Below are 18978 nucleotides of genomic sequence, written 5' to 3' on the forward strand. Positions count from 1 at the left end.
ACATTTCACGCATGCAACCCAAAGGAAGCCAGATGAACGTCAGCGCGTTCGACCTGTTCAAGATCGGCATCGGCCCGTCCAGTTCGCATACGGTCGGCCCGATGATCGCCGCGTGCCGCTTCGCGTCGCACGTCGAGGACGCGAACCTGCTCGGCTTCGTGCGCCGCGTGCGGGTCGAGCTGTACGGCTCGCTCGGCGCGACCGGCAAGGGCCACGGCACCGACAAGGCCGTGCTGCTCGGCCTCGAGGGCCACCTGCCCGACACGATCGATCCGGACCTGATCGAGCCGCGGCTGGCCGCGATCCGCGCGGAGAAGTCGCTGTCGCTGCTCGGCAAGCAGACGGTGCGCTTCGACGAGAAGGAACACATCGGCTTTTATCGCAAGCTGATGAGCGGCACGAGCATCGTGCATCCGAACGGGATGCGCTTCCAGGCATTCGACGAGCACGGCCAGCTGCTGGTCGAGAAAGAGTATTACTCGGTCGGCGGCGGCTTCGTCGTGAACCGCGACGGCGATCGCGTGAACGGCGTGCGCGCGGCGGTCGAGGTGCCGTATCCGTTCCGCACCGGCGACGACCTGATGCGCCAGTGCCGCGAGCACGGGCTGTCGATCGCCGAACTGATGCTGCGCAACGAAAGCGCGCTGCGCTCCGCCGACGAAGTGCGCGCCGGGCTGCTCGCGATCTGGCGCACGATGGCCGCCTGCGTCGAGCGCGGCTGCAAGGTCGAGGGCGACCTGCCGGGACCGATGCGCGTGAAGCGCCGCGCGGCCGAATTGAACGGCCGCCTGCGTTCGCGTTCCGAAGAGTCGCTGCGCGACCCGCTGTCGATGCTCGACTGGGTCAACTTGTACGCGATGGCCGTGAACGAGGAAAACGCGGCCGGCGGCCGCGTCGTCACCGCGCCGACCAACGGCGCGGCCGGCGTGATTCCCGCGGTGCTGCACTACTACGTGAAGTTCGTGCCGGGCTCGAACGAAGCCGGCATCGTCGAATTCCTGCTGACGGCCGCGGCGATCGGGATCATCTACAAGGAAACCGCGTCGATCTCCGGCGCGGAAGTCGGCTGCCAGGGCGAAGTGGGCGTCGCGTGCTCGATGGCCGCCGCCGCGCTCGCCGCGGTGATGGGCGGCACGCCCGACCAGGTCGAGAACGCGGCCGAGATCGGCATGGAGCACAACCTCGGGATGACCTGTGACCCCGTCGGCGGGCTCGTGCAGATCCCGTGCATCGAGCGCAACGCGATGGGCGCGATCAAGGCGCTGAACGCGTCGCGCATGGCGCTCAAGGGCAACGGCCAGCACTACGTATCGCTCGATTCCGTGATCAAGACGATGCGCGAAACCGGCGCCGACATGAAGACGAAATACAAGGAAACGTCGCGCGGCGGCCTCGCCGTGAACGTCATCGAATGCTAACGAAGGATCCAAACATGAGCCGCTACTCGATATTCAGCCTGTTCCGCAACGGCCTCTCGTATCACGAGAACTGGGAAAAGCAGTGGAAGAGCCCGGAGCCGAAGAAGGAATACGACGTCGTGATCGTCGGCGGCGGCGGCCACGGCCTCGCGACCGCGTACTACCTCGCGAAGGAGCACGGGATCACGAACGTCGCGATCCTCGAGAAGGGCTGGATCGGCGGCGGCAACACCGCGCGCAACACGACGATCGTGCGCTCGAACTATCTGTGGGACGAATCGGCCGCGCTGTACGAGAAGGCGATGAAGCTGTGGGAAGGGCTGTCGCAGGATCTCAACTACAACGTGATGTTCAGCCAGCGCGGCGTGATGAACCTCGCGCACACGCTGCAGGACGTGCGCGACACCGAGCGCCGCGTGAACGCGAACCGGCTGAACGGCGTCGACGCCGAATTCCTGACGCCCGCGCAGATCAAGGAAATCGAGCCGACGATCAACCTGAACAGCCGCTACCCGGTGCTCGGCGCATCGATCCAGCGCCGTGCGGGCGTCGCACGCCACGACGCGGTGGCCTGGGGCTTCGCGCGCGGCGCGGATCGCGCCGGCGTCGACATCATCCAGAACTGCCAGGTGACGGGCATTCGCCGCGAAGGCGGCGCGGTGGTCGGCGTCGATACGGTGAAGGGGTTCATCAAGGCGAAGAAGGTCGCGGTGGTCGCGGCCGGCAACACGACGACGCTCGCCGACATGGCCGGCGTGCGTCTGCCGATCGAAAGCCATCCGCTGCAGGCGCTGGTGTCCGAGCCGATCAAGCCGGTCGTCAACTCGGTGATCATGTCGAACGCGGTGCACGCATACATCAGCCAGTCCGACAAGGGCGACCTCGTGATCGGCGCCGGTATCGACCAGTACACGGGCTTCGGCCAGCGCGGCAGCTTCCACATCATCGAAAGTACGCTGCAGGCGATCGTCGAGATGTTCCCGGTGTTCTCGCGCGTGCGGATGAACCGCCAGTGGGGCGGCATCGTCGACGTGTCGCCGGACGCGTGCCCGATCATCACCAAGACCGACGTGAAGGGCCTGTATTTCAACTGCGGCTGGGGTACCGGCGGCTTCAAGGCGACGCCGGGCTCGGGCTGGGTGTTCGCTCACACGATCGCCCGCGACGAACCGCATCCGCTGAACGCGCCGTTCGCGCTCGACCGCTTCTACACGGGCCACCTGATCGACGAGCACGGCGCTGCCGCCGTCGCGCACTAACCGCACTGAGGAGAAAGAAACATGTTGCTGATCGAATGTCCGTGGTGCGGGCCGCGCGCCGAATCCGAGTTTACGTGCGGCGGTGAAGCCGACATCGTGCGCCCGGTGGCGAACGAGACCATGACCGACCGCGAATGGGGCGAATACGTGTTCATGCGCGAGAACAAGCGCGGGCTGCACAAGGAGCAATGGCTGCATACGCAGGGCTGCCGCCGCTGGTTCAAGGTCACGCGCGACACGGTGACCTACGATATCAAGGGCTACGAAAAGTTCGGTAGCGCCGCTGCCGGCAACGCACACGAAGAGGGCACCAGCAAATGAGCCAGAAAGACCGCCTCGGCACCGGTGGCCGCATCAATCGCGCGATTCCGTTGACGTTCACGTTCAACGGCCGCACGTATCAGGGCTTCCAGGGCGACACGCTCGCGTCCGCGCTGCTCGCGAACGGCGTGCACTTCGTCGCGCGCAGCTTCAAGTACCACCGTCCGCGCGGAATCGTGACGGCGGACGTCGCGGAACCGAATGCCGTCGTGCAGCTCGAAACCGGCCCGTACACCGTGCCTAACGCGCGCGCGACCGAGATCGAGCTGTACCAGGGGCTCGTCGCGACGAGCGTGAACGCGGAGCCGACGCTCGAGAACGACAAGTACGCGATCAACCAGAAGTTCTCGCGCTTCATGCCGGCCGGGTTCTACTACAAGACCTTCATGTGGCCGCGCAACATGTGGCCGAAGTACGAAGAGAAGATCCGCGAAGCGGCCGGCCTCGGCAAGGCGCCCGAGGTGCTCGACGCCGATCGCTACGACAAGTGCTACGCGCACTGCGACGTGCTCGTGGTCGGCGGTGGCCCGTCGGGCCTCGCCGCCGCGCATGCGGCCGCCACGGCCGGCGCACGCGTGATCCTCGTCGACGACCAGCGCGAACTCGGCGGCAGCCTGCTGTCGTGCCGTGCGGAGATCGACGCGAAGCCCGCGCTGCAATGGGTCGAGAAGATCGAGGCCGAGCTGCGCAAGCTGCCCGACGTGACGATCCTGTCGCGCAGCACCGCGTTCGGCTATCAGGACCACAACCTCGTGACGGTCACGCAGCGCCTGACCGATCACCTGCCGGTGTCGATGCGCAAGGGCACGCGCGAACTGCTGTGGAAGGTCCGTGCGAAGCGCGTGATCCTCGCGACCGGCGCGCACGAGCGGCCGATCGTGTTCGGCAACAACGACCTGCCGGGCGTGATGCTGGCGGGCGCGGTGTCGACCTACGTGCATCGCTTCGGCGTGCTGCCGGGCCGCAACGTGGTCGTGTTCACGAACAACGACCGTGCATACCAGACCGCGCTCGACCTGAAGGCGTGCGGCGCGAAGGTGACGGTCGTCGATTCGCGCGCATCGTCGAACGGCGCATTGCCGGCGGCGGCCAAGCGGCAGGGCGTGACGGTGATGAGCGGTGCGGTCGTCACGGCCGCTTCGGGCAAGTGGCGCGTATCGTCGGTCGACGTCGCGTCCTACTCGAACGGCCAGACCGGCGGCAAGATGCAGTCGCTGCCGTGCGACCTCGTCGCGATGTCGGGCGGCTTCAGCCCGGTGCTGCACCTGTTCGCGCAGTCGGGCGGCAAGGCGTGCTGGAACGACGAGAAGGCGTGCTTCCTGCCGGGCAAGCCCGTGCAGGCCGAGGCCAGTATCGGTGCGGCCGCGGGCGAGTTCGGTCTCGCCCGTGCGCTGCGGCTCGCGGTCGACGCGGGTGCCGAAGCGGCGAAGGCCGCGGGCTTCACGGCCGCGCAGCGCCCCGTCGCGCCGCAGGTCGCGGAAACCGTCGAAGGTGCGCTGCAGCCGTTGTGGCTCGTCGGCAGCCGCGAGGCCGCCGCACGTGGGCCGAAGCAGTTCGTCGACTTCCAGAACGACGTCGCAGCCGCCGACATCCTGCTCGCCGCGCGCGAAGGCTTCGAGTCGGTCGAGCACGTGAAGCGCTACACGGCGATGGGCTTCGGCACCGACCAGGGCAAGCTCGGCAACATCAACGGGATGGCGATTCTCGCGGGCGCGCTCGGCAAGACGATTCCGGAAACGGGTACGACGACGTTCCGCCCGAACTACACGCCCGTGTCGTTCGGTACGTTCGCGGGCCGCGAGACGGGCGATTTCCTCGACCCGATCCGCAAGACGGCCGTGCACGAATGGCACGTCGAGCACGGCGCGATGTTCGAGGACGTCGGCAACTGGAAGCGGCCGTGGTATTTCCCGAAGAACGGCGAGGATCTCCATGCGGCCGTGAAGCGCGAATGTCTCGCGGTGCGCAACAGCGTCGGCATCCTCGACGCGTCGACGCTCGGCAAGATCGACATCCAGGGCCCGGACGCGGTGAAGCTGCTGAACTGGATGTACACGAACCCGTGGAACAAGCTCGAAGTGGGCAAGTGCCGCTACGGGCTGATGCTCGACGAAAACGGGATGGTGTTCGACGACGGCGTGACCGTGCGCCTCGCCGACCAGCATTTCATGATGACGACCACCACCGGCGGCGCGGCGCGCGTGCTGACGTGGCTCGAGCGCTGGCTGCAGACCGAATGGCCCGACATGAAGGTGCGGCTCGCGTCCGTCACCGATCACTGGGCGACGTTCGCGGTGGTCGGCCCGAAGAGCCGCAAGGTCGTGCAGAAGGTGTGCCAGGACATCGACTTCGGCAATGAAGCGTTCCCGTTCATGAGCTATCGCAACGGCACCGTCGCCGGCGCGAAGGCGCGCGTGATGCGGATCAGCTTCTCGGGCGAGTTGGCCTACGAAGTGAACGTGCCGGCGAATGCGGGCCGCGCGGTGTGGGAAGCGCTGATGGCGGCCGGCGCCGAGTTCGACATCACGCCGTACGGCACGGAAACGATGCACGTGCTGCGCGCGGAGAAGGGCTACATCATCGTCGGGCAGGACACCGACGGCTCGATCACGCCGTTCGACCTCGGGATGGGCGGGGTCGTCGCGAAGTCGAAGGACTTCCTCGGCAAGCGCTCGCTGTCGCGTTCGGATACCGCGAAGGAAGGCCGCAAGCAGTTCGTCGGCCTGCTGACCGAAGACGAACAGTTCGTGCTGCCGGAAGGCGCGCAGATCATCGCGAAGGACACGCAGGTGTCGGCCACCGATCCGACGCCGATGATCGGCCACGTGACGTCGAGCTACTACAGCCCGATCCTGAAGCGCTCGATCGCGCTCGCGGTGGTGAAGGGCGGCCTGAACAAGATGGGCGAGAGCGTCGTGATTCCGCTGGCCAACGGCAAGCGCATCACCGCGAAGATCTCGAGCCCGGTTTTCTACGATACCGAAGGGGTGCGTCAGCATGTGGAATGAAACGAGAAACCAGACGCAGGTGGCGGGCGCGGGCGGCGTGACGCTTGAATCGCCGTTCGTCGGCGCGGCCGACGTGCTGAAGCCGCACCAGGCGCGCGCTTCGAAGAAGTTCACGCTGCGCGAGCGGCCGTTCCTCGATCTCGTCAACGTGCGCGGCGAGTTGGGCGATCCGGCATTCGTCGCCGCGTTCGAGCGCGTGGTCGGCTGCCGGCCGCCCGCGGAGCCGAACACGGTGGCGCGCGGCGCCGAGTACGACGTGCTGTGGCTCGGCCCCGACGAATGGCTCGTGCGGTCGAACGGGCCGGTGCAGGCCGGCGTGCTCGAGGCGAAGCTGGCCGAGGCCGTGCAGGGCTTGTACGCGGCGGCCGTCGACGTCGGCAGCGGCTACACGGTCGTCGAGATCACCGGCGAACGCGTGCGCGACGTGATCGCGCGCGGCTGTCCGCTCGATCTGCATCCGCGCGTGTTCAAGCCGGGCCAGTGCGCGCAGTCGCACTACTTCAAGTCGCCGATCACGCTGATCCCGACCGGCGACGACACGTTCGAGATCGTCCTGCGCCGCAGCTTCGCCGACTATTTCGTGCGCATCATGCTCGACGCCGCGGCGCCGCTCGCATCATGAAGCCGTTCGACGAACCGTTCGTGGCGATCGACGCGCCGCGCCTGCGCGGGCGCGGCTGGAGCGTGTTCGTCGACGAACTGAAGGTGCCCGCGCGGATCGGCATCCATGCGCACGAACACGAGGCGCCGCAGCCGATCGTGATCGATGCGCGGCTCGGGTATCGCTGCGAGCCGAGCGAGCAGGGCGAGTGGATCGATTACGACGGCTACTGCGCGCGCGTCGCGTCGTTTCTGTCGCACAAGCCGCATACGCGGTTGCTGGAGACGCTCGTTGCGGATATCGCGGTGCTGTCGTTTCGCGAATGGCCGGCGCTGGAGTCGCTGACGCTGTCGGTGTACAAGCCGAAGATCCGGCCGGGGACGAAGCGCGTGGGTGTGTCGCTGGACTGGACGCGCGGGGATTACCTGCGGTGGACGGGGGCGGCGGGGCAGCTTTGATCAGAGGGGGCCGGATCAAGGCACGAGGGAGGTGATCCGGTGACGCCATGGGGCGGCGGCGCGAATGCGCCGCCGTACTCGTTTACAGTTCCTGAAATATGAGAAGAATGGGCTACCGCTGGCCTTTGGCGTTTTTGTTCCTGAAATATCGGAACAATTGGCGATATGGCACGGCCGGCGGTCAGTTCGGCTGCGTCAGTTGCGCTTCCCACTTCTTCAGGATGCGCACGCGTGCCTGACTGAAATCCACCCAACAGTTGAGCCAGGCGTCACTCGGAATCGTCTGCTGCGGATTGGCGGTCTTCACGTAGTCACAAGTATCGCCGGCAAAGGCGGCCCAACTCGTCTGCGATTTCGCGAGTCGGGCGGCAGCGTCGGGGTTGCGTTGGCGCAGCTTGCGAGCGAGCGACCGGTACGCGCTGTCCACTTGCTGCTGCTGCTGATCGAGCACGCAGCGCCGCACGGCTTCCATCGTCGGCCCTGCCTGTTCGCAGTCGACGACAGCGAAAGCCGATACAGGGCCGGCCGACAGCGCGACAATGGCGAACAGCCGGACCGCGCGGCGTCGGGCCGGGGCCGTGCGAACGGGGGGGCCCATTGCTTACTTCGCGTTGCGGTTCGCGGCCGGCGCCGCTGACGGATCGCTGACCGGCACCATGTGCGCCTTCGCGTTGTTCGCATCGTTCGCGGTATTCGCACTTTTCGCATCATCATCGGGTTCGAGCACGAACCGGAACGAATCGACCCGCTGCATCACTTTCGCCGCATACGCGCTGGATCCGCCGCTGTAGCTCCTCAACCCGGCCTGCACGTTGCCGCCGGCCGCTTTCACATAGCCCGACAGAATGCGCGAGCCGACCTCGACGTTCGCATTCGGCTCGGTCAGGTCCTTCACGTCGCGCAGCATGCCGCGGTGCGCGGACGGCACGACCTGCATCAATCCGGTCGCGCCATGCTGGCCGCGCGCCTTTTCCTGGAAGCGCGATTCGATCGAAATAATCGCGTAAACGAGTGCCGGCGGCAGCGAATATTTCGTCGCAGTGACGCTCACGATATCGGCGAGCTTCGCGGCCTTTTCTCTTGCGACGCCGAATTTCTTCGTCAGGTAGGACGTGATGCGGCGGTTTGCTTCGTTAGGCTGATCGTTGGTGCTCGCGAGCGGCGCGGACGCGGCAGCCGGCGCCGATGCCAGTGCGTCGGGCGCGGAAGCAGGCAAAGCGGGCGCCTGCTGCGCCGCGGCCTGTTGCGCAATGCCGAGCGAAAGCACGATCAGCCAGAAGAACCGTCGTCGCATGGTCGAGTGCGGGGAAATGGGAGGCGCATAGTATATCGACCAATCGCGGCGCGTGGTCGAGCGCCGGCTCGAATGAAAGCGACGTGTAGGCTTGTCACGTTCGCGATCATCGACGTGCCGATCGTTGCGCGGACACGCATCGGAGTCCGGACGCGCGCTAGTTGATGATCTCGCCGATGCCGGTTTCGATGCGGATTCTGAGCTGCTGGATGAACGCCGGATCGTACGGTTCCCAGCTATCGAGTTCGCCAACGATCTTCAAAGGCGATGTGCTTCGATACGATCGCGTCGGATTGCCCGGGAATTTCTTGTCCGTGACGTTCGGGTCGTTTTCGAATTCGCCGGTGGGTTCGACGATGTAGACCCGCGGCCGGCCATCGCCTTTGGCCATGTCCGCAGCCAGGCCGGCGCCTTTGGGCAGGGCCGTGAAATAAATGTGATTCATCACGACGTCATCCCGATAATTCGATCTGAAGCCTGCCGTCAGCAAGTCGCCGGTCCGCAGATCCGCTTTCGTGCCATGAAAAAACGGGCCGGTGTCCAGGGCAGCCATGGTTTCTCCTTCGAAAAATTTTGCGACGGCTGCTACGCGCGCCGCGCGCTCGCCACCCGCGCGATCGCGCCGATCGCATCGCTGACGAGCACCGCGAGCAAGCCGACGATCACGCCGCCTTGCAGCACGAACGCGGTGTTCGACGTCTGCAGGCCCGCGATGATCACGTCGCCGAGCCCGCGCGCGGCGACCGTCGAGCCGATCGTCGCGGTGCCGAGATTGATCACGACCGCGAGGCGGATGCCGTTGACGATCACCGGGAACGCGAGCGGCAGCTCGACGGACACCAGCTGCTGCCAGCCGCTCATCCCCATCCCGCGCGCGGCGTCGACGACGTCGCGCGGCACGTCCTCGATCCCCGCGATCGTGCTTTCGAAAACCGGCAGGAGCCCGTACAAAACGAGCGCGATCAGCACGGGTTTCAGGCCGAAGCCGACTGCCGGCACGGCCAGCGCGAGCACGGCGACCGGCGGGAAGGTCTGGCCGATATCGACGACGCTGCGCGCGACCGGCAGGAAATCCGCACCGAACGGCCGCGTGACCGCGATGCCGGCCGCGACCGCGACGATCGTGCCGATCAGGCTCGACAGCGCGACCGTGCCGAGATGCGCGAGCGTGAGATCGAGCAGGCTCGCGCGATCGTAGATCACCGGCGCGCCGTTGTCCGCGAACGGCGCGAACAGACCCTGCAGCCACACGGGGCGCAACAGCAGCACAAGCAGCAGCGCGAGCGCGGCCGCGCGGGCGACGTACGCGGGAAGCGACGACCGCTTGGGGCCCATGCTGCCGCGCGTCGTCATGCGGGCTGCCTCGCGTGTGAACGGATCGCGTCGAGCGTGATGCGGCGGGGGCCGTGTGCGTGGCGGTAGCCGTCGGCCGTATCGTCGACGGGCAGCGCATCGACGCCGCGCCACAACAATTCGGACACCGCATCGCGCAGCGTGCGCGTCGCCGCGATCGGTTCGCCGTCGGCGTGGCCGGCTTCGGCCACGGCGTCGATCGGCGTGAGCGCGAGCAGGCGCAGCGGCCGATCGACGCCCGCGACGAGCTGTTCGACGACACCCGCCGCCGGCTTGCCGAGAATCTCGGCCGGCGACGCGACCTGCAGCAGCCGGCCGCCGTCCATCACCGCGATCGTGTCGCCGAGCTTCAGCGCTTCCTCGATATCGTGCGTGACGATCACGACCGTGATGCCGAGGCGGCGCTGCAGCGCGAACAGATCGTCCTGCGCCTTGTTGCGGATGATCGGATCGAGCGCGCCGAATGGTTCGTCCATCAGCAGCATCGCAGGCTCGGCCGCAAGGGCGCGCGCAACGCCGACGCGCTGCTGCTGGCCGCCCGACAGTTCGTGCGGGAGCTTGCCCGCGAATTCGGCCGGCGCGAGATGGAACAGGTCGAGCAGTTCGTTCACGCGGGCGTCGATGCGCTCCGCCGGCCAGCCGAGCAGGCGCGGCACGGTCGCGATGTTGCGCGCGACGCTCCAGTGCGGAAACAGCCCGTGCCCCTGGATCGCATAGCCGATGCCGCGGCGTAGTTGCTCGGGTGCGACGGTCGCCGTATCGACGCCGTCGATGCGAATCGTGCCGCTGGTCGGCGCGATCAGCCGGTTGATCATGCGCAAGAGCGTCGACTTGCCGCTGCCCGATGCGCCGACGAGCGCGGTGATCGTGCCGCGTTGCATCGTCAGCGATACGTCGTCGACGGCGATCGCGTCGCCGAAGCGTTTGCCGACTCGTTCGATCTCGATCATCCTGCACGCCCCTTCGCGAGCGACGTCGCGGCTTCGAACACGACCGCGGCCGCCAGTGCGAGCGCGATCGTCGGGATCGCGCCGAGCAGCACGAGATCGGCGGCCGATTGCCCGATCCCCTGGAAGATGAAGGTGCCGAACCCGCCGCCGCCGATCAGCGCGGCCACCGCGGTCAGCCCGATGTTCTGCACGAGCACGATGCGCACGCCGCTCAGGATCACCGGCAGCGCGAGCACGAGATCGACGCGCAGCAGCCGCTGCGCACGCGTCATGCCCATCGCGCGCGCGGCTTCGGTCACGTGCGGCGGCACCTGTTCGAGCCCGACCACGACGCTCGATGCGATCGGCAGCAGCGAGTAGAGGAACAGCGCAAGCACGGCCGGCGCGACCCCGATGCCGCGGATGCCGAGCGCGGCCGCGAGCGGCACGTGCGCGGCGAGCAGGCCGAGCGGCGCCATCATCAGCCCGTACATCGCGATGCTGGGGATCGTCTGCACGATATTGAGCGCGGGCATCGCGACGGTGCGCACCGTCGCGATGCGCGCGCAGGCGATGCCGAGCGGCACGCCCGCGACGAGCGCGGCGGCGACCGAGCCGCCCGCGAGCGACACGTGACGGATCGCTTCGCGCCAGAAATCGTCGCTGCGCACCGCGTATTCGCGCATCACGGAGAGGCCGTCCCACCCGCCGCTCGCAAGCGGCACCGAAACCGCTGCTATCGCGACGGCGAGCGCGGCGAGGCGCCGCCACGGGCCGAACGCGAGGCGCGCGAGCGCGTCGGCGATCAGCACGGCCCATGCGAACAGCAGCAGCCAGACGCCGGCGTCGGGCGACACGCGGGCCAGCATGTCGTCGGGTGCGACGACATGCGCCGCGGCCGCGCCGACCGCATACGCGAGCGTCGCGAGCCCCGTACAGCCGGCCGCGAGCCGCCACGCGGGACGGCTCGCCGTCATCACCCACAGCGCGCCGACGGTCCACAGCGCGGCGAGCACGGCGCCCTGCATCGGCGGCAACGCGGCGAACACCGACAGCCCGGTGCCGGCCGCGATCCGGTTCGGCCGCAGCACCGCGAACGACAGCCCGAACACCGCGACGATCGTCAGCATGCCGATCAGGATGCCGATCTTGTCGAGCGTGACGCGCCGCGCGGACGCTGCCGCGCGCGCCGTCATTTCACGAAACCCTTCGCTTTCAGGTAGCTTTTCGCGACGCCGGCCGCCGGCTCGCCGTTGAGCTGGATGCGGGCGTTCAGCGATTGCAGCGTTTTCAGGTCGAGGCTCGCGAACACGGGCTTCAGCAAGTCGGCGATCTGCGGATGCGCTTTCAGCGCGGCTTCGCGGATCACCGGCGCCGGCGCGTAGACGGGCTGCACGTGCTTGTCGTCGTCGAGCACCGCGAGGCCGCTCGACGCGATGCCGCCGTCGGTGCCGTAGACCATCGCCGCGTTCACGCCGTCGGTCTGGTTCGCGGCGGCCTTGATCGTCGCGGCCGTGTCGCCGCCGGACAGCACGACGAGCTGCTCGGGCTTCAGCTTGAAGCCGTACGCTTTCTCGAACGACGGCAGCGCGGACGCGCTGTTCACGAATTCGGCCGAGGCCGCGAGCTTCACCTTGCCGCCGCTGGCCACCCACTTGCCGAAGTCGGAGAAGGTCCTCAGGTGCTGCGACTGCGCGACGGGCGCGAGCAGCGCGACGCCCCACGTGTTGTTCGCGGGCGCCGGTGCGAGCCACACGAGATGGTTCGCCGCGTAGTCGAGTTGCTTCGCGGTGTCGTAGCCTTGGCTCGCGTTCTTCCACACCGGATCGTCGGCCTTGTTGAAGAAGAACGCGGCGTTGCCCGTGTATTCGGGGTAGACGTCGATCTCGCCGCTCGTGAGCGCCTTGCGCACGATCGGCGTCGTGCCGAGCGCGATCTTTTCTGTGACGGGAATGCCGTGGGCCTTCAGCACCTGTGAAATGAGGTTGCCGAGCAGGTTGCCTTCGGTGTCGATCTTCGACGACACCACGACGGGCGTGTCGGCGTGCGCGCCAGGCGCCACGATCGCGGCGGCGAACGCGAGGCCCAGGATCCGGGCGGGCAGGGCGAGCTTCATCGGGGCCAATCTCCAGGAGGGGGCGTACGCCGAAAGTTACTTGACTGAGCGGGCTTTGGCAAACCGCGTGCGGCGGCGTGTCCACAGCCGATGTGAGGATAACCCGCAACCGCCGTACGGGCTTGTTACACTGGAATTCACTCCCGCCTGCGGACATTTGCCGACATGAAGCCCGAGCTGCTGGTCCTCATCGCATTGCGCGGCGACGCGCATCGCGAGATCGTCGCGTCGTTCGACGTGCGTTATGCCCCGACCCCCGACGCGCGCGAACGCGCGATCGCCGAACACGGCAGCACGATTCGCGCGGTGCTGACCAACGGCAGCACGGGGCTGACCGCCGCCGAGATCGACCGGCTGCCGCAGCTCACGTTCGTCAGCGCGCTCGGCGCGGGCTACGAGCACATCGACGTCGCGCACGCGAAGGCGCGCGGCATTGTCGTAGTCACGGGCGCCGGCACCAACGACGATTGCGTCGCCGATCACGCGTTCGCGCTGCTGCTCGCGGCGGTGCGCAACGTCGTGCAGCTCGATGCGAAGACCCGCGCGGGCGTGTGGCGCGACGGGCTGTCGATGCCGCCGAACGTGTCGGGCAAGAAGCTCGGCATCGTCGGGCTCGGCAAGATCGGCGAGAAATGCGCGCGTCGCGCGGTCGGCTTCGACATCGAGATCGGTTATCACAACCGGTCGGAGAAGCCCGTGCCGTACCGCTATTTCGACCGGGTCGACGCGCTCGCGCAGTGGGCCGATTTCCTGATCGTCGCGACGCCGGGCGGCGCGCTCACGCGGCATCTGATCGATCGGACCGTGCTCGACGCACTCGGCCCCGGCGGTTTTCTCGTCAACGTGTCGCGCGGCAGCGTTGTCGATACCGCTGCTTTGGCGGACGCGCTGCGCGAGCGGCGCATCGCGGGCGCGGGGCTCGACGTGTACGAAGGCGAACCCGAGCCGCCGCGCGCGCTGTCGGATCTCGACAGCGTCGTGCTGACGCCGCACATGGGCGGCTGGTCGCCCGAGGCGCTCGATCGTTCGGTGCGGCAGTTTCTCGACAACGCGGCGCGGCACTTCGCGGGGCAGCCGGTGTTGACGCCGGTGTGAGGAACGGGCGGCGGCGTTGAATCAGTCCGCCTGTTTGCAGCATTCCCGGTAGAAATCCGGCCGATTCGCCGGCTTGTCGGCATCGACGTCGATCCAGCCGAACGGATTGTGTTCGCCGCTCAGCACGATTTCGCGACGATCGGCCTGACACTCCTTTCATCTAGCGATCCCCCGCCCGCATCGACGGGCATGCGGGCGGGGGACGCGGCGCCGTTACGCCGGCAGACGGCGCACGATTACGCGCCCGTCGACGGCGACGCCAGCGGCACCGTCACCGACGTGCCGGCCGGATCGAGCGTCAGCCCGGTGCCCGGCGTCGGCCGCAACGTCGCTTCATAGTCGCTGGAGAGGACGACGAGTCCCAGCCGGTGGCCTGCTTCCAACTGGTAGTCGCGCGGCATGAACGTCAGCTTCAGGTCGTACGGCATGCCGGGCAGCACCGGTTGCGACACCCACTCGGACAACCGGTTGCGCGGGTCCGTCCATGCGCGCGTGACGATCGTCGCCGTGCCGTCCGGCGCACGGTCGACCAGTAGCGCCGTCACGTTCGCGACGCCCGTGAAGGTCAGCCTGACGCGCGCGGTCGCGGTGCCGGACAGGCGTGCCGCGGCCGTCAGCGGTGCGGTCTCGAAGCGGCTGCGGTTTTCGCCGGTCGGCGTGTTCGCCAGCGTGAGCGCGGGAATGCGCGCATCGTCGGTGAAGCGCGCGAGCGGGCCGCCGCTCGGCAATCGCAGCAGCGTGCCGGTGCTCGCGCCGTCGCCGCCGGCGAAGTACGTGACCGGCGTCGCGTGGCGCGCGGCCCAGTCGGCTTCCTTCAGCAGCGTGCCGTCCGCCTGCGCGACCACCGCGCGCGGATCCTGCTCGACGCCGTTGTCATAGCCGATCAGGTAGCGCGTGAACCACCGGTTCACCTCCGCCGTCCACGCGTCGGCCATCGCCGGCACGCGGGTCGGATCGGTGTGCTTCAGGCGATGCAGCCACAGCTGGGTCGGCACGCCCTGACGTCGCATCGCCAGATACCACGACGTCGACTGGTCGACGCGCACGTTGTCGTCGGTGAGCCCCTGCGCGACGAGCGCCGGCGCGACCGCGAACGCGGTCGGAATGTCGCGCGCGGCCCAGAACGGCGAATAGTCGCCGGTCTTGCGGTCTTCCTGCTGCAGCGCTTCGTCGATCAGGTGCGTGCAACGCTCCGGATGCGCGTTCGTCAGCAGCGCCTTGATGTACACGTCGACATCCTCGCCCTGATAGCCTTCCGGCGCGCGCACGAGGCCGCCCGAGCGGTAGTAGCCGTACATGTTCGACAGCCCCGCGATCGGCACGATCGCGTCGAGCCCGCGCGTGCGCAGGCTCGCGACCATCTTCGGCAGCGTGCCGTCGTACGACACGCCGTACATGCCGACGTGGCCGGTCGACCAGTTCGCGACGACCGTCTTGCCGTTCGCGTCCTTCGCGGTCGCGTCGCGGCCGAGCCAGCGGATCACCGACGCCATCGCGACCGATTCGTCGCGCGTCAGGATCGTCGGGCAGCCATCCGAGCCGGCGGTGCCGAGCGAATCCGCATAGACGATCGTGAAGCCGCGCGGCACGAAGTAGCTCTCGATCCATGAACGGCCGGCGGCGGCCGCCTCGAGCTGCTGCAGCATCCGGGTTTGCGGTGCGGCGGCGAGGATGCGCGTGGATGCCGATGCCGCGGCGCCGGCGGTCGAGGCCGGATGCGGCGTGCCGTCGAGTTCGACGTCGACGTCGTGGTTCGGGCTGTCGGCGAGCCCCGCGTAATACGGGCTCGCGAGCACGATGACGGGCGTGCGCGCGCCGTTCGCCGTTTCGGACGGCCGCACGATGCGCACGTGGATGCGGTCGCGCGTGCCGTCGCCGTCGGAATCGACCGGCGTGTCGACCCACGCGTTCTCTTCGATCGTGCCGCCGGACAGCGACGGCTGCACCTGGCCGTTGCTGATCACCGGCTTGTAGCGGCCGCCGCTCGCCGGATTCGCGTAAGGCACGCCGGACGGCGAAAAGCGCGACGCGAGCGATTGCGTATTGGACTGATCGGCCGCGGCGGCGGCCCCCGCCTGTTGGCCCTGCGCGAGCGCTGACACGCCCGCCACGCTGCCGCCGTCGTCGCCGCCGCACGCGGCGAGCGTCGCGGCCGCCACGAGCGCGGGCAGCCATGCGCGCCGTACTCCGGTTCGATGAATGTTCATGGAATCGACCTCGTCTCTTGTGTTTGTCTGGAACCGGCCGGCTCGCGATACGCCCCCTGCGGCCTGGCCGGGTGCTGCGTCGGATGAAGCGGAACTGCACCATCAAAAACGGCGGACGAGATGGATAAGGATCTCGCCCGGTGCCGGCGTGCGTCGGGCGGCGCGCATCCGGCCGGCGTCGAGGCGAGCGCATCGCCCCGAACGGGAATCGTCAGTGCGGCGGTTCGCTACGAATACAGGAGTGCGAATCAAATGCGGGCATGCCCTGGCTTCCTTCAGGTTTCGGATGAAACGGAACGGCACGATGCGATGAGGCGGGAGTGTTGCGAACGACGGTGCTGCAACGGCAGGAAAGCGCGACGCGAATCGGCACGCTGGCCGGATTGCTTTCCGGAAGCTTGCGCAAAAGTTATCTCAGTGAAATGTCCGTGTCAAACTTTTTTAGCTTGAATCAAACAAAGTTTCGGTGAGGGTGCGGCATGCGCGCTTAACTTCCCGGCAATCCGTCCGTAAACAGGGAAAAACAGGCTGAAAACGAGAGAGAAAGAGGGCAATGACGATACCGGTTACGGCGGCGGGCGGCCTTACGCTCGCGCAAATGGCGCAGGCGGCGCTCGCCGGGCGCGAGACACCGGACACGACGGCGTCCGGCGCGCAGCAAGACACGCCGATCAGCGTCCGGGCAATCGATCCGGACGCGCTGCAGGCGGCGATGACGAAACAGTTGTCGATGGTGGGCGATTTGACGATGAAGCTGCGCGGCGTGACCGATATGCTCGCGACGAGCCTGCAGGACATCGTCGCGAAGCGGCCGGACTTGGCCGATGCGCCGTTCGACTTCATGACCGACGACGGCCGGATCAAGGTCGTGTCGAAGACGATGACGGACAGCGATCGCGCGTGGATCGAGTCGACGCTGAATTCGAACGCCGGCCTCGTGCTCGCGACGCGCGATTTTCACGAGCAGGCCGTCGATATCGCCGCGCAAGGCGCGGCCGTGCGCGGCGACGCATTCACGGACAGCGATCGCGCGGCGGCGAGCCAGGGCGCCGACGCACGCTTTCACTTCATGAGCCTGCTCAACCGGTCGGTCGCGGACAACCCGCCGCCCGTGCCGCCCGGCGGGCACTTCACCACGCAGGACGGCACGACGCTGACGATCGAGCCGTCGGCCGGCACGGTGCGCGGCACGCTCGCGCTGCTGAGCACCGCGCGCCAGTTGTCGTCGGGGGCGGCGATTTTCGTCGACGCATCCGGCAACACGTCCTACGGCATGCGTATGGAACTCGTCAACGTCGGCTTCGACGTGCTCGCCGGCTACACGCCCGACGGCGGCAGCAGCGTCGGTTTCCACGAGACCGCGTAACGCCGCGCCAATGGCCTCTACTCGTCGCGCAGCGCCTCGGCCGGCCGCACCCGCGCGGCGCGCCAGCTCGGGTACAGCGTCGCGACGCACGACATCAGGAACGCGGCCGACGCAATCTCGATCACGTCGAGCGCCGACAGCTTCGACGGCAGCGCGCTGAGGAAATACACGGACGGCGTCAGGAAGCGGATGCCGAGCAACTGTTCGACCGCCGGCAGCACCACCGGGATGCTCACCGCGATCGCGCAGCCGAGCGCGACGCCCGCCAGCGTGCCGGCGAGGCCGATCGTCATTCCCTGGATCGCGAAGATCTTCATGATCGCGCGGGGCGGCGCGCCGAGCGTGCGCAGGATCGCGATGTCGCCCTGCTTCTGCGTGACCGTCATCACGAGCGACGACACGAGGTTGAACGCGGCGACCGCGACGATCAGCATCAGGATCAGCGACAGCATCCGCTTCTGCAGCCGCTCGGCTTCGAACCACGTGCGGTTCTGCCGCGTCCAGTCGCGGATATACAGGTTGCCCGACAGCGTGCGCGACAGCGCCAGCGCGATCTCCGGCGCGCGCTGCAGATCGTCGACGCGCAGCCGGATGCCGGTCGGCGCGCGCACGTTGGCCAGTTGCTGCGCGTCGCGGATGTGGATGTACGCGAGTGCGCTGTCGTATTGGTAGTGCCCGGACTCGAACGTGCCGACCACGTTGAACTGGCGGAACCGCGGCAGCGCGTCGCCCAGGCGCGCGGTGTTGCCGGGCGCGAAGAACGTGATGCGGTCGCCGATCTTCACGTGCAGCGCGTCGGCGAGCGCCGCGCCGAGCACGATGCCCATCTCGCCCGGTACGAGCGCGTCGAGGCGGCCCGTCTTCAGCTTGCGCGCGATCTCGGACACGCGCGGCTCGAGCACGGGATCGATGCCGCGCAGCGCGACGCCGGTCACGTTGCCCGCGTTCGTCAGCAGCGCCTGCGCGTCGACATAGGGCGCGACCGCGCGCACCGCAGCATTCTGTAACGATTCGTGCGCGGTGAGCCGCCAGTCGGGCATCGCGCCGGACGGCGAGAAGATTTCCACATGCGCGAGCACCGACAGCATCCGGTCGCGCACCTCGGTGCGAAAGCCGTTCATCACCGACAGCACGACGATCAGCGCGGCCACGCCGAGCGCGATGCCGGCCATCGCGGCGCCGGCGATGAACGACACGAAGCCGTCGCCGGCCGAGCGCCGGCCGCCGCGCGCGTAGCGCAGCCCGATCTGCCATTCGAACGGGAGTTTCAAGCGGTTTCCTTTCGTTTCGATTCGATCCTGCCGAGCCGCGCATTCTAGCGAACGCGGCGCGGCCGCGTGCGGAGGCCGGACGGCGGCGGCCCGCCATCCGCCCGATGCCCGCCCGACCGGCCGGTCACCGGCGGGCGTTGCGCGCCGGCACACCGCTGTTTCCATCGTTTCGGGTCTGATCGATAATGGCGCCCAGCATCCGGTCGAAGATACCAAATCATCACGGCGCAACCGGGCCGCGCCGTCACAGACCCATAACGATTCGGGGAAGGTTGCCGCTTG

General features: G+C 67.9%; 17 protein-coding genes. 8 read left to right on the forward strand and 9 right to left on the reverse strand.

Translation table 11 applies throughout. From position 1 onward, the window contains the following. Positions 1-32: 32 nt before the first annotated feature. Genes J8I33_RS29175 through J8I33_RS29200 form a run of 6 tightly spaced genes read left to right on the forward strand, consistent with a single transcriptional unit; the run spans position 33 to position 7065 of the window. Positions 33-1418, forward strand: a complete 1386-nt coding sequence (locus J8I33_RS29175; RefSeq protein ID WP_209939602.1) for an L-serine ammonia-lyase — start codon at positions 33-35, stop codon at positions 1416-1418. 14 nt (positions 1419-1432) lie between these two features. Next, positions 1433-2677, forward strand: coding sequence for a sarcosine oxidase subunit beta family protein (locus tag J8I33_RS29180; RefSeq protein WP_006480591.1), 1245 nt, complete (start codon positions 1433-1435; stop codon positions 2675-2677). Between the two features lie 21 nt (positions 2678-2698). Further along, entirely contained in the window at positions 2699-2998 is a 300-nt protein-coding gene (locus tag J8I33_RS29185) for a sarcosine oxidase subunit delta (RefSeq protein WP_124654753.1), read from the forward strand. Next, positions 2995-6006 carry a sarcosine oxidase subunit alpha family protein gene (locus tag J8I33_RS29190; RefSeq protein WP_209939591.1) on the forward strand — a complete coding sequence of 1004 codons (3012 nt, stop codon included), beginning with the start codon at positions 2995-2997 and terminating at the stop codon, positions 6004-6006. The genes J8I33_RS29185 and J8I33_RS29190 overlap by 4 nt, the downstream gene beginning before the upstream one ends. Continuing rightward, entirely contained in the window at positions 5996-6628 is a 633-nt protein-coding gene (locus tag J8I33_RS29195) for a sarcosine oxidase subunit gamma (protein WP_050012237.1), read from the forward strand. The genes J8I33_RS29190 and J8I33_RS29195 overlap by 11 nt, the downstream gene beginning before the upstream one ends. Next, a complete protein-coding gene (locus tag J8I33_RS29200) occupies positions 6625-7065 on the forward strand; it encodes a dihydroneopterin aldolase (protein WP_034186032.1) in 441 nt (146 codons plus the stop codon). Before J8I33_RS29195 ends, J8I33_RS29200 begins: the two co-directional genes overlap by 4 nt. Before the next feature lie 181 nt (positions 7066-7246). On the opposite strand, the gene J8I33_RS29205 is transcribed toward J8I33_RS29200, so the two are convergent. The 7 genes from J8I33_RS29205 to J8I33_RS29235 all read right to left on the reverse strand — a co-directional run bounded on the left by J8I33_RS29205 (position 7247) and on the right by J8I33_RS29235 (position 12757). Then, the gene (locus tag J8I33_RS29205) at positions 7247-7537 is read right to left on the reverse strand and encodes a lysozyme inhibitor LprI family protein (protein ID WP_050012238.1); all 291 of its coding nucleotides are present in this window, start codon (positions 7535-7537) and stop codon (positions 7247-7249) included. A gap of 129 nt (positions 7538-7666) precedes the next feature. Then, positions 7667-8359, reverse strand: a complete 693-nt coding sequence (locus J8I33_RS29210) for a lytic transglycosylase domain-containing protein (RefSeq protein ID WP_124595460.1) — start codon at positions 8357-8359, stop codon at positions 7667-7669. Positions 8360-8516: 157 nt separating this feature from the next. Continuing rightward, positions 8517-8912, reverse strand: a complete 396-nt coding sequence (gene arr / locus J8I33_RS29215; RefSeq protein ID WP_050012240.1) for an NAD(+)--rifampin ADP-ribosyltransferase — start codon at positions 8910-8912, stop codon at positions 8517-8519. A 32-nt stretch (positions 8913-8944) separates the two neighbouring features. Next, the gene (locus tag J8I33_RS29220; RefSeq protein WP_050012241.1) at positions 8945-9712 is read right to left on the reverse strand and encodes an ABC transporter permease; all 768 of its coding nucleotides are present in this window, start codon (positions 9710-9712) and stop codon (positions 8945-8947) included. Beyond that, positions 9709-10662, reverse strand: coding sequence for an ABC transporter ATP-binding protein (locus tag J8I33_RS29225; RefSeq protein WP_050012242.1), 954 nt, complete (start codon positions 10660-10662; stop codon positions 9709-9711). Before J8I33_RS29225 ends, J8I33_RS29220 begins: the two co-directional genes overlap by 4 nt. Continuing rightward, positions 10659-11837 carry an ABC transporter permease gene (locus tag J8I33_RS29230; protein ID WP_209939592.1) on the reverse strand — a complete coding sequence of 393 codons (1179 nt, stop codon included), beginning with the start codon at positions 11835-11837 and terminating at the stop codon, positions 10659-10661. Before J8I33_RS29230 ends, J8I33_RS29225 begins: the two co-directional genes overlap by 4 nt. Further along, complete coding sequence (locus tag J8I33_RS29235) at positions 11834-12757, reverse strand: ABC transporter substrate-binding protein (protein ID WP_209939593.1); 924 nt, start codon at positions 12755-12757, stop codon at positions 11834-11836. Before J8I33_RS29235 ends, J8I33_RS29230 begins: the two co-directional genes overlap by 4 nt. Before the next feature lie 165 nt (positions 12758-12922). Here J8I33_RS29235 and J8I33_RS29240 point away from each other — a divergent pair, with 165 nt between their 5' ends. Next, positions 12923-13852 (forward strand): 2-hydroxyacid dehydrogenase, encoded by a 930-nt coding sequence (locus J8I33_RS29240; protein WP_209927911.1) that lies wholly within the window; start codon positions 12923-12925, stop codon positions 13850-13852. Between the two features lie 236 nt (positions 13853-14088). On the opposite strand, the gene J8I33_RS29245 is transcribed toward J8I33_RS29240, so the two are convergent. After that, positions 14089-16059 carry a Xaa-Pro dipeptidyl-peptidase gene (locus tag J8I33_RS29245; RefSeq protein ID WP_050012247.1) on the reverse strand — a complete coding sequence of 657 codons (1971 nt, stop codon included), beginning with the start codon at positions 16057-16059 and terminating at the stop codon, positions 14089-14091. A gap of 553 nt (positions 16060-16612) precedes the next feature. Here J8I33_RS29245 and J8I33_RS29250 point away from each other — a divergent pair. After that, a complete protein-coding gene (locus J8I33_RS29250) occupies positions 16613-17425 on the forward strand; it encodes a hypothetical protein (protein ID WP_209939594.1) in 813 nt (270 codons plus the stop codon). A 17-nt stretch (positions 17426-17442) separates the two neighbouring features. Here J8I33_RS29250 and J8I33_RS29255 read toward each other — a convergent pair whose 3' ends face one another. Beyond that, a complete protein-coding gene (locus J8I33_RS29255; protein ID WP_176016360.1) occupies positions 17443-18696 on the reverse strand; it encodes a lipoprotein-releasing ABC transporter permease subunit in 1254 nt (417 codons plus the stop codon). Positions 18697-18978: the final 282 nt, after the last annotated feature.

Source organism: Burkholderia sp. AcTa6-5, assembly GCF_017815075.1.
GTDB classification, from domain to species: domain Bacteria; phylum Pseudomonadota; class Gammaproteobacteria; order Burkholderiales; family Burkholderiaceae; genus Burkholderia; species Burkholderia sola.